The 11906-nt window shown below is 73.9% G+C and carries 5 protein-coding genes; all 5 read right to left on the reverse strand.

Annotated features, from left to right (window positions below; all coding sequences use genetic code 11):
• Positions 1 to 13: 13 nt before the first annotated feature.
• The 5 genes from AB0J10_RS26470 to AB0J10_RS26490 all read right to left on the reverse strand — a co-directional run bounded on the left by AB0J10_RS26470 (position 14) and on the right by AB0J10_RS26490 (position 11559).
• Positions 14 to 1426 carry a condensation domain-containing protein gene (locus tag AB0J10_RS26470; RefSeq protein ID WP_363064964.1) on the reverse strand — a complete coding sequence of 471 codons (1413 nt, stop codon included), beginning with the start codon at positions 1424 to 1426 and terminating at the stop codon, positions 14 to 16.
• A complete protein-coding gene (locus AB0J10_RS26475; protein ID WP_363064965.1) occupies positions 1423 to 4779 on the reverse strand; it encodes an amino acid adenylation domain-containing protein in 3357 nt (1118 codons plus the stop codon). The genes AB0J10_RS26470 and AB0J10_RS26475 overlap by 4 nt, the downstream gene beginning before the upstream one ends.
• Positions 4772 to 8863 carry an amino acid adenylation domain-containing protein gene (locus tag AB0J10_RS26480; protein WP_363064966.1) on the reverse strand — a complete coding sequence of 1364 codons (4092 nt, stop codon included), beginning with the start codon at positions 8861 to 8863 and terminating at the stop codon, positions 4772 to 4774. Before AB0J10_RS26480 ends, AB0J10_RS26475 begins: the two co-directional genes overlap by 8 nt.
• 224 nt (positions 8864 to 9087) lie before the next feature.
• Positions 9088 to 10386, reverse strand: coding sequence for an MFS transporter (locus tag AB0J10_RS26485; protein ID WP_363064967.1), 1299 nt, complete (start codon positions 10384 to 10386; stop codon positions 9088 to 9090).
• A gap of 63 nt (positions 10387 to 10449) precedes the next feature.
• The gene (locus AB0J10_RS26490) at positions 10450 to 11559 is read right to left on the reverse strand and encodes a winged helix DNA-binding domain-containing protein (RefSeq protein ID WP_363064968.1); all 1110 of its coding nucleotides are present in this window, start codon (positions 11557 to 11559) and stop codon (positions 10450 to 10452) included.
• Positions 11560 to 11906 lie beyond the last annotated feature (347 nt).

The following is an 11906-nucleotide window of genomic DNA, read 5'->3' on the forward strand; positions in this document are numbered from 1 at the left end:
GGGCTAGGGCACGTCAGAGGGGGGTGCCGGGGGACGCGGCGGCACGGGCGAGGACGTCCTCGACGCCGCCGAGCAGCGCGGTCACGTCCTCGGGACCGGCGGCCCTGCGGTTGAACTCGGCCGTTCCGCCGATCTCGCCCTCACGTTCGACCAGGCCGACGCAGGCCAGCGTGGCGGCGGGATCGGTGCTGTACAGCTCCAGGTGGTGGGCGGGCGGACCGGGGAGCTGGCCCACCTCGACACCGGGCAGGCCGAGGGAGACGGCGGGATAGTTGTGGAGGGCGAACAGGACGCCGTACGGCTGCGTCCCGCCCGTGAAGAGCTCGTCCGCGGGGAGCCGTTGACGGCTCAGCCCTTCGGCGACCGCCGTGCGGGCGCGGTGGAGCACTTCCACGAAGGAGGGGTGGCCGGACAGGTCGATCCGGATCGGGACGACCGTGGTGAACTGCCCGACGGCCCCCTCGAGCGGCCCGGCGAAGCGGCCCGCCGCCGGCGTGCCGACGACGGCCTCGGTGGTCCCGTCGCGCCGGGCCAGGACGACGGCGAGGGCCGCGACGAGCGTCATGAAGGGGGTGGTGCCCTCGGCGGCTCCCAGAGCCAGCCCCGCGGAGAGCGGGCTGCCCGGCGCGCGGTCCAGGCGTACCGGGACATGGCCGCGCTCGAAGCCGCCGGGTGCCCGCGGCGCCGGCTCGGTTCCGGCGAACGCCGCCCGCCCGCCCGCCAGTTCGGCGGCGCCGTCGGGGGAGGCGAGCCAGCGCCGTTGCCAGTCCGCGTGGTCGGGGAACTGCAGCTCCGGCGGGGCGAGGCTTCCGGGGCCCTCGCGGTAGGCGGTGGCCAGGTCGTTCAGGAACACCCCCGACGACCACCCGTCGAAGACGCCCAGGTGCGAGGCGAGGACGAGGACGTGGTCGTCCTCACCGAGTGTCAGCAGCCGGAACGCGCTGGTGCGGCCGCTCTCCAGGGACAGCGGCGTCGCGGCGCTCTCGGCCAGCTGGGCGTGTACGGCGTCCCGCCGCGCCGCGGCCGTGCGGTGCGTCAGGTCCGTGCGGGTCAGCCGCAGGCACGGCTCCTCGTCCACCGTCAGCAGCGGTCCGCCGCCGTCCGCGGACTCGGTGATCCGGCAGCGCAGTGCCTCGTGGCGGGCCAGTACGCCGGTGAGCGCCTCGCGCAGCCGCCCCGTGTCGAGTCGTCCGGTGAGCCGCACGGCGTGCGAACCGGTGCCGCTGCTGCCCGCGGTGCCCAGCCGCTCGCGCCTCAGGAGGCGGGCCTGGAGTGCGGTGGCCGGGACCGGCCCCGTGCCGGAGCGCGGGGCTGGCCGGGCAGGGACGGGGCTCCGGGCCGCGAGCAGCATCCGGGCGAGCTCCCGCTTGGCCTCCGGCAGGGCGGCGAGGACCCGGTCGACCCCGGTGCCGGTGTCCGCTGTCATCGCCCGCCGTCCGGGTTCTGCAGCGAGTCGAGCAGCGCTGCCGCTTCCTCGTCACTCATGTTCTCGATCTGGTCGAACACGGCCAGCAGCCGGTCCTGCTCGCCGGCCGCCTCGGCCCGGGCGGTGCGGACGAGGTCGGCGAGCCCGGCGACGGTCGGGCGGCTGAAGAAGTCGGCCAGCGCGATGTCGATGCCGAAGACGGCGCGGACCCGTGAGACGACGATCGTCGCCTGGAGCGAACTGCCTCCGAGGGCGAAGAAGTCGCCTTCGACGTCGGGGCTCGTCCACTCCAGCAGCGGGGTGAGGATGTCGCGGCAGATCTGCTCCTCGACCGCGTCGCGCGGGGCGGTGCCGCCGGCGGCCTGCTCCACGGGCAGCGGCAGCGCTGCGACGTCGACCTTGCCGTGCGGGGTGAGGGGCAGGTCGTCCAGGACGACGACCACCGGCACCATGTAGCCGGGCAGCCGGGAGGCGGCGTAGGCCCGCAGTCCCTCGGCGTCGGCGACCTCGGAGGCGTACCCGCCGGCCTGTTCGACGGTGACGTACGCGGCGAGGACGGGTTCGCCCCCGGCGCCTGGCCGGGCGACCGCGACGGCCTGCTGCACGGAGGGGTGGCCGAGGAGCACGGCCTCGACCTCGCCCGGTTCGATGCGGTGGCCGCGCAGCTTGAGCTGCCGGTCGGTGCGGCCGAGGAACTCCAGGTTCCCGCCGGGGAGCCAGCGCACGAGATCACCGGTGCGGTAGAGCCGTTCGGTCTCGGGACCGTCGGCGTAGGGGTTGGTGACGAACCGTTCCGCCGTCAGTTCGGGCCGCCCCAGGTAGCCGCGGGCGACGCCGGGCCCGGCGACGCACAGTTCGGCAGGTACGCCGGGCGGTACGGGGCGCAGCCTCTCGTCGAGGACGAACGCCTGGTGGCCCGGCATCGGGCGGCCGATCGGCGGATTGCGGTCGTAGCCGCCGGCGCAGTCCATGAGGGTGACGGCGACGGTGGCCTCGGTCGGGCCGTAGCCGTTGACGAACCGCCGCTCCCCCGCCGTCCATTCGGCGACCAGCTTGCCGGGGAACGCCTCACCGCCGACGGAGACCAGCCGCAGGTCCGGCAGGCGGGCCTGGTCGAGCAGGGGCAGCAGGGCGGGCGGCAGTTCGGCGACGGTCACCGCGTCGTCGCGCATCCGGGCCTGGAGCAGGGCCGGGTCCCGGCGCTCGTCGTCGGTGGCGATGACCAGTTCCCCGCCGGACAACAGGGTGGTGAAGACCTCGAAGACGGAGACGTCGAAGGTGAGCGGGGCGAAGTGCAGGACGCGGTCGCCGGTGCCCATCTCGTACGCCCGGGCGATCGTGCGGGAGAAGTGGGTGACCGAGCGGTGCTCGATCATGACGCCCTTCGGGGTTCCGCTGCTGCCCGAGGTGTAGAGCACGTAGGCGAGGTCCGCGGGGCTCGACGTCGGTGCCAGGGACGGCACTTCGCGCACCGGGGCCGTGGTGCCGGCCGTGACGAGCTCCAGCGGGACGGGCAGGTCGGCCCCGTCGTCGACAAGGGCGTGCCGGACGCCGGCGTCGGCCAGCACGGTCCTGGTCCGCTCGGCCGGGGCGGCCGGGTCGACGGGCAGGTAGTGGGCGCCGGCCTTGAGGATGCCGAGCAGGGCCGCGACGGCCGCCGGACCCCGCCCGAGGCAGACGGCGACCGGGTCACCGTGCCGTACTCCCCGGTCGCGCAACCGGTGGGCGATGGCCTCGGACCAGCGGTCCAGGGCGGCGTAGTCCAGCGTCGTGCCGCCGTGGCGGACGGCGACGGCGTCGGGCTGGATGGTGGCGCGCTCGCGGAAGGCGCGGTCGAGGGTGGCGGTCCAGGCCGCCTCGTCGACCGGTCCGCCGCGGGACAGTTCACGGGCGTGCCGGGACGCCGCCGGCTCCTCCACGAGGCTGATCTCGCCGATGGGAAGGTCGGGGTCGGCGGCGACCTGCTCGATGACCCGGCGGAAGGCCGTCAGCAGCGCGGAGGCGGTGCCGTGGCGGTAGAGCGAGGTGTTGTACTCCAGGGACAGCTCCAGCCCCTCGTTCTCGCCGACCAGGAAGCTCATGTCGAACTTGGCTGCTCCGTCGTGCAGTTGCTCGACGGCGAAGTCCACGTCGGCGGACCGTGCGGTGTGCGCGCCCCAGCGGCCGAGCGAGGTGAACTCGATCTGGAACAGGGGGTGCCGCAGCGGGTCCCGGACCGGCCGCACGGCGTCGACGACCTGCTCGAAGGGGAGCTCGCTGTTGGTGAAGGCGTCCATGACGGTGCCCGCCGTGCGCGAGACGAGCTCACGGAAGGTGAGGCCGTCCCCCACCTCCGTGCGCAGGGTGATCATCTGCACGAAGCAGCCGATGACCCGTTCCAGGTCGGGGTGGGGGCGGGAGGCGCTGGCCGTGCCGACGACGACGTCCTCCGTGTGGGTCCAGTGCCGCAGCAGCGCGTTGAAGGCGGCGAGCAGGGTGGTGAAGACGGTGGTGTCGGAGCTCTCGGCCAGCACCCTGAGCCGGTCCAGCAGGTCCTGCTCCAGCCGCAGGCTCAGGCCGCGCCCGTCACCACGGGTCTCGGGGCTGCGCGGATGGTCGGGCATGACCTCGGTGGCCTCGGCGCCGGCGAGCAGTTGACGCCACTTGTCGGCGAGCGCCCTTCGGTGCTCCTCGTTGTCGAGCTTGGCGCGCTGCCAGGCCGCGAAGTCGGCGTACTCGACGGGCGGGGCGGCCGCCTCCGGGCGCCGCCCCTGGGCCGCCTGGGTGTAGCAGGAGGTCAGCTCCTCGGTGAAGATGCGAGTGGAGCCCGGGTCCCAGACGACGTGGTGGACGACCCACAGCAGCACGTGACGCTCGTCCGCGAGCCGCACCAGATGGGCACGCACGGGCGGGGCCTCGGCCAGGTCGAACGGTGCCGACGCGCAGGACGCGGTGAGTTCGGCCAGCTCGCGCTCCGGGTCCTCACTCGCGGCGAGGTCGCTGGTCCGGAAGCCGAGAACGAAGGCGGGCACGGGTTCCTGCCAGGGCACCCCGTCGATCTCGACGAGCCTGCTGTGCAGGACCTGGTGGCCGGCGACGACGGCGTTGACCGCCTCGTGCAGCGCGGCCCGGTCGAGCGGCCCGTCCAGCCGGACGGCGAGGGCTATGTTGTTGCGCGCCTTGCCGGCGCCCAGCCGGTCGACGAACCACATCTGCTCCTGCTGGAAGGAGGCACGGGAACGCGGCCCGTGGTCGGCACGCCTGAGTTCGACGCGGTGGCCGACACCTGCGGTCATCTGGTTGCGCATCCGGCCCAGCAGCCGGGAGCGCTGTCCCTGGGGCAGTCGGCCGAGCCGTTCGGCGAGGTCAGACATGGGTTCCTCCGTTGCGGTGCAGATCGGCCAGCAGCGCGGCGAGCCGGTCGGGCAGATGCTTGGCGAAGTAGTGGCGGCCGCCGGGGATCACGGCGAGCCGCAGGTCACGGGCGTACCGGCGCCACGCCCGGTGGCCCTGCTCATATCCCCGGGTGGCGTCGTCGGCGTCGCCGACGACGCAGGTGAGCGGGGTGGCGAGCGGCCGTTCGTAGCCCTGCGGCGTCCGGGCGAAGAACCGGGCGGCCTCGGTCATGTCGTGGCGGACCATCCGCATCACGGCCGTCAGGTCGCTGTCGTCGAGGACGCCGTCGAAGCCGTCCATGGCGGTGAGGTAGGCGACGAGGTCGTCGTCGCTGGAGGTGCGTTCCATCTCGAGGGCGAAGCCGGGGTCGTCCTCCGGGAGCGCGGCCGCCAGATGGAGCGCCACGGGCCGCAGACCGTCGCGTTCCAGCACCCGCGTGGTCTCCAGGGCGGCGACGACGCCGGCGCAGTGGCCGTAGACCGCGAACGGCCCGGTGACGGTGCGGGCGATCTCCCGGGCGGCGAGTTCGGCGAACTCGGTGACGGGGAGCATGGGGCCCGGGGCGAGCGGGTCGTGGCCGGGCGGCGAGACGGCCAGCAGCTCCATGTGCGGCGGCAGTTCGGCCGCCAGTGGCCGGTAGGCGATGGCGTCACCGCCGCCGTGCGGGAAGCAGACGAGGGTCAGGGCGGCCCTGTCGTTCTCGTCCCCGGAGGACAGCCGGTGCAGCAGTCGGTGCGGTTCCGCCCCGCCGCGGCTGCCGGCCAGTTCGGCGGCGCGGGCGGCGAGGCCCGCCGGGGTCGGGTTGCCGAACAGGTCCACCACGCGCAGCGAGTGGGCCTCGGGCAGGGCCTCGGCGACGGCCCGGACCGCGCGTACGGCGGCGAAGGAATCACCGCCGAGGGCGAAGAAGTCGTCGTCGGCGCCGACATCGGCGAGTCCGAGGACGTCCGCCCAGACGGCCGCGATCCGCCGGGCCGCCGGCGTCACCGGGTCGGGGCCCGCGGCCGCGGTGGCGGATCCGTCCGAGGGAGCCGCGGCGCGTCGCGGTTCGGGCAGGGCCTTGCGGTCGATCTTGCCGTTGGGGCTGAGCGGCAGTCGCTCCAGGACGACGAGTTCGGCGGGCACGCAGTGCGGCGGGAGCACCGTGCCCAGCGCGCTGCGCAGGGCGGCGGTGTCCGGGGCCGCGCCGTCCTCGGGCACGACGTAGCCCACCAGGCGCGCCGAGCCGGCGGTCTGCCGGGCGACGACGACGGCCTCGCGGACGCCGGGCAGCTCTCGCAGGGCGCCCTCCACCTCGCCGGGTTCGATGCGCAGCCCGTTGAGCTTGATGCGGAAGTCGGTGCGGCCGAGCAGCTCGACGGTGCCGTCGGGCAGATAGCGGGCGAGGTCCCCGGTTCGGTAGAGCCGTTCGGTGCGTCCGGGCTCGAGTTCGACCTGGACGAACTTCTCGGCGGTCAGCTCCGGCCGGTTGAGGTACCCGCGGGCCAGCCCGGTCCCGCCCAGATGCAGTTCGCCGGGGACGCCGACCGGCACGAGCCGGTCCTCGGGGTCGAGGATGTAGGTGCGCTGGTTGGCCATCGGCCGGCCGTACGGCAGCTTCGTCCAGCCCGGCTCGACCCGGCCCACCCGGTACTCGACGGAGTGGATGGACGCCTCGGTCGCCCCGCCGAGCGCCGCGAACCGCAGCCCGGGGGCGAAGGCCCGGATCCGGTCGGGCTGGGTGACGGGGATCCAGTCGCCGCCGAGGAAGGCGGCGCGCAGTCCGGGCAGCGCGGGACCGCGGGCGTGTTCCAGCTGGTCGAGGAGCAGCCCGAGCAGCGCGGGCGCGGAGTTCCACACGGTCACGCCGTGGCGCTCGATCAGTTCGGCCCAGTGCGCCGGGTCCTTGGCGGCCGCGGGGTCCGGCAGGACGACGGTGCCGCCGGCCGCGAGCATGCCGAGCGTCTCGTAGACGCTCATGTCGAAGCTCGGTGAGGAGAGGGCGAGGACCGCGTCGCCGGGGCCGATGCCGTAGGAACGATTGAGGTCGAGCAGGTTGTTGACGACCCCGCGGTGCTCCAGGGCGATCCCCTTGGGTGTGCCGGTGGATCCGGAGGTGAAGATGACGTACGCGAGGTGGCGGGAGGTGACGGGGACGGCGGGACGCGTCGCGGGGAACGTCTCCAGCAGCGGCCGGTCGGCGTCCAGCAGGATCCGGTCGGTGCCGGGGCGGAGCGGCAGCCGGCCCACGAGTTCCGCGTCGGAGACGACGATCGGCGGTGCGGCGTCGTCGAGAAGCAGGCCCAGTCGCTCCTGCGGGTACTCGGGGTCGAGCGGGACGTAGGCGGCGCCCGCCTTGAGGACGGCGAGGATCGCAGTGATCAGTCCGGGGCCCCGGCGCAGGCACAGGGCCACGGTCCGGTCGGGGCCCGCGCCCGCCTCGGTCAGCCGGTGGGCGAGCCGGTTCGCGCGCTCCTCCAGCTCCCGGTAGGTGACGGTCCAGCCGCCCAGGCCACCGCAGACGACCGCGGCGGCGTCCGGCCTGCGGTCGGCGTGCTCCTCGAACAGCTGGTGGAGGCAGGCGTCCTGGGGGAAGGGGGCCCTGGTGGCGTTCCAGTCGTCCAGCGCGGCGCGACGCTCGGCATCGGTGAGCAGCGGGAGGTCGCGGAGCTGTGCCTCGGGGCGTTCGACGGCTCCTTCCAGGGTGGTGAGGAAGTTGCCCAGGAGCCGGTCGACGGTCGCGGGGTCGAACAGGTCGGTGGGGTACTCCACGAGTGCGCGGACGGTGCTGCCGGTGTCGTGGACGCTGATCATCAGGTCGTACTTGGTGGCGCGGGAGGCGAAGTCGAGGGGCTCGGTGGCGAGTCCGGCGAGTGCGGGCGCGGTGTCCGGGGTCTCGTCCAGCAGGAACATCACGGAGGTGAGCGGCGGCCGACTGGGATCGCGCGGCAGGCCGGCCGTGTCCACGATCAGGTCGAACGGCAGCTCCTGGTGGGCGTACGCCTGCAGGGTGGTGTGCCGGGTGGCGCGGACGAGTCCGGCGAACGAGAGGTCGCCGGGCGCGGCGATGCGCAGCGGCAGGGTGTTGACGAAGAAGCCGACGAGGTCGCTGAAGGCGGGGTGGTCCCGGCCGGACACGGAGGTGCCGACGACGATGTCGTCCTGGCCGGTCCAGCGGCGCAGGGTGGCGGCGAACCCGGCCAGCAGCGTCATGTAGAGGGTGGCGCCCTCGGACTTGCCGAACTCCCTCAGCCGGTCGATGAGCCGGGGGGGCAGTTCGATGTAGCGGGACGCTCCCGAGTGGCCGAACACGGGCGGCCGGGGCCGGTCGGTGGGCAGGTCCACGGGGCTCGCACCGGCGAGTTCCTCGCGCCAGAAGCCGGTGAGGCGTTCCAGCCGCTCGCCGCTGATGCGGCGGCGCTGCCAGGCCGCGAAGTCCGCGTACTGGAGGGAGAGCGGGGACAGGGGTGGCGCCTGTGCCCCGATCCGGGCGGCGTAGGCGCACTCCAGTTCGGTGGTCAGCAGCCGCATCGACCAGCCGTCGGTGACGATGTGGTGCAGGTTGAGGACGAGGACGTGGTCGTCGGCGGCCATCCGGGCGAGCGAGGCGCGCAGCGGGATGTCCCCCGCGAGGTCGAAGGGGGCGGAGGCGTCGGTGTCGTAGAAGGCGCGGACGGCGGCCTCGTCCGGCAGTTCGGTCACCGGCAGCGGCAGCCGGTGCCCCTCCAGCACCCTGGGCACCGCCTCGGCCGCGCCGGGGACGTCCTCGTGGACGGTGCGCAGGATCTCGTGCCGGTCCACGAGGTCCTGGAGCGCACCGTGGAGGGCGTGGACGTCGAGGGGGCCGCGGATGCGGGTGGCGACCGGCACGTTGTAGGCCGGGCTGCCGGGCTGGAGCTGGTCGACGAACCACAGCCGGCGCTGGGCGAAGGAGAGCACCGGCGGCTCGTCCGGGTCCCGCGGTGCCGGTTCCGGGTCCTCCCGTACGGCGGCGCGTCCCCCGTTGCGGCCCGCGAGGGCCTGGAAGAGTGCCCGGCGGGACTTCGGCAGTGCGGCTATGCGTTCGGCGAGGGACTCGCTCACCTTGTGCCTCCGTGCGTGTGGTCGAGAGGAAGACGGCGCGGGGGTGCGGATGCGCGCCGGCGGTACGTCAGCCGGTGCGGGGTTGCGGTGCGCGGCTGCGGAGCGGGGGCCGGCCCGGGGCCGGCGCCCGCTCCGGTGCGCGGGGAGTCCTGGGGCGTGTTCGAAAGCAGCGTCGTCCGCCCCCGGAGCGGGCCCCCGCCCAGACGGGACTTTCGAACCACGCCCTAGGCGCGGATCTTGGTGTCGTCCCCGGCGGACGCCGTGGGCTCGGTTCCCTGGGCGTCCTGTGCCCCGGGGGCGTCGCCGCCCGGCATCTCCTTGATGGCGGCGACCGGGCCGCCGAGCAGTGTCAGACCGCCGATGGCGGTGATCGCTCCGGCGACCGCCAGGGCACCGGTGAGACCCAGCGCCTCGCCGAGCGCGCCGCCCACCAGGTAGCCGAGGGACAGGGCGCCGTAGACCGCGGAGAGGGCGGTGCCGCTGACGCGGCCCATCTGCTCGTTGGGCGTGACGCCCTGGACCAGGCTGAGGACGTGGATGTCGAACATCGGGGACACGAAGCCGATGACGGCCTGGACCACGATCAGTCCGACGAACCCGGCGACGGCGCCGCCGGTCGGGACCAGGATGTAGCCGGCGCCGAGGACGACGGCCGTCAGGACCAGGGTGCGGCCCAGGGTGAGCGCCTTGGAGACCTGCTCGGACAGCACCGCACCGACGATCACGAAGACGGACATCACGGCGAAGGCCGCACCCACCTGGCCGGGGCTCAGGTCGAGGACCTTGTAGGCGTACACGATCAGCAGCGCGTCGCCCATCGCGGCACCGAGGTTGACCACGACGTTGGCGGTGAACAGGCTGCGCAGGACGGGGGTTCCGAAGAGGGTCTTCAGGCCCTCCTTCATCTCGGCCTTGGCCGATGCCTTCGTCTCCTCGACCCTGGCGCGGGTGTCGCGGTGCCGGATGAGGAGCAGGGCGACCAGCGAGACGAGGAAGGTCAGTGCGTCCGCCGTGATCGCGCGGGCGGCGCCGAGGACCTGGATCAGCGCGCCGCCGGCGCCGGCGCCGACCGCTTCGGCGACGCTTCGGCTGATCTGGAGCTTGGTGTTGCCCTCGACGAGGTTCTCGGTGCCGATCAGCTGCGGCAGCCAGGACTGGTAGGAGACCTCGAAGAAGGCGGTCAGGATGCCGGTTGCGGCGGCCACGACGTAGACGTGCGTCATCGTGACGGAGTCGAGTGCGAAGGCCAGTGGGATGGTGCCCAGTGCCAGGAAGCGGCCGAGGTCTGCCACGATCATGACAGCGCGGCGCGAGACCCGGTCGGCGACGAGCCCGGCGACCGGGGCGAGCAGGAGGAACGGGAGGAAGCGCAGCGCGCCGAGCACGCCGACCTCGAACGCTCCCCCGTCGAGAAAGACGACCGCGAGGGTCGGCAGCGCAAGCAGCGAGATCTTGTCACCGAAGTTGCTGACGGTCTGCCCGAACCACAGGCGGTTGAAATCGGAATGCCGACCGAGTGCCATGTCGACGCCCTTTTCTGATCGGGGACGGAATTGTCGGACGGCACTGAAGGTAGGGACGCGCGGTTAGTGTCCGGTTACGAATCCGGGCGGTTGGAGACCGGGCGTAGAGAGGGTGTGAGAACCGTTGTAGAACCGTGCGAGATCGGCGCCCTCACGGGCGATCCCGGCCTCGATCTCCTCCGTCGCGGCCTCGTCCGCCGCCGCCGGCGACTCTCCGCCGGTGAAGGGCTCGACGACGGGACCGCTGCCGTGCCTGCCCCCCGTCCAGGTGCCCACCGCCCGGCCGTCGACCATCACGGTCGCGCGGATGATCCCTCCTCCCGGCCAGACCCGGCGCTCATGTGCGGCGGGCACCGACAGTTCCCTCCGCCGGTATCCCACAAGGTAGTTGTCGAAGGCCGGCAGCAGCCGCACATCTCCCCGGGGAATCTCCTCCGCGTTTCCCCGAGAGGGTTCTCCGGCGGCCGCCCAGGCCCTCTTGCACACAGTGGCGCGCAGCCCCGACCAGTGCGCGAAATCGGCCGCGTCCGAGGGACCGTGTGCCCGCCGGTAGCGGCGGGCCAGCTCCTCCTCCGCGGCCTCCCCGGAGAAGGGCGGGGGGCCTTCCGAGGGCAGCCAGTCGTCGAGGAGGACGAACGTCGCCTCGCCGTCGCGCTGGGGCCCGTGGCAGATGAGCCCCAGGAGCGCGGCGCGCCGGATGAGGTGGAACGCGGACTGGCCTTTGGACTCGACGCCCAGGGTGGCGAGGCGTTCGGTGAGTTCGGCCCGGCTGAGCGGTCCTTCGCCGTCGACGGCCTTCACGATCAGCCGGGACGCACGGTCGCACAGGTGCTCGTCCAGGCCGAGTTCCCGCAGCCGGCGGGCGCCGAGGGCCAGCTGGACGGGCCCGAGCAGTCCGAGCAGCCAGCGGGCGTCGGCGGCCGGGACGAGTTGCAGCGTCCCACGCATGAACCAGCCCCGGACGGCAGTCCGTTCGCAGTCAGTGGCGCGCCGTACGTCGTCGGCGGTCAGTCCGCCGATGCGGGCGCGCAGGCCGAGAGCGGCGGCGCCGAGGTCCTGCGCCTGGACGGCCACGACCCGCTCCAGGGCGCCGGCGACCGTCTTCTCCCGGGCCAGGCCCCCGATCGCCTGTGCGTGTGCTCTCAGCAGCCGGTCGGCGGTTCGTCGTTCCACGGTTCCCCAGTCTCTCACCGGAATGGTCCTTGCGGCCGCCGAACACCGTCCGCGACCGCATCTGTTTCACGGGCCGCCGCGCAGGCGGCCGCCCTGGTGCCCGCCTCGCGCCGGACCCCGGCCGGACGTGGGGGCCACGCACCGCCGTCGCCCCGCACGCCCGTCAGGCTCCGCGCCGGGAGCCCGAGGGGTTCGGCGGCGCGGAGCCTGACGAGAGCGTGGCGGCGACGGCGACCCGGTGGTGGTCGGCGGCCGACCGCCGGCGGCCGCACGGACCCGCTCACCGCGTTCAGCACCGCCTCCCCCGCCCTTCCAAAGCGACGGAGCGCCCCCCGCGCGCCATAGAC

The organism is Streptomyces sp. NPDC049887 (genome assembly GCF_040656535.1).
GTDB lineage: Bacteria > Actinomycetota > Actinomycetes > Streptomycetales > Streptomycetaceae > Streptomyces.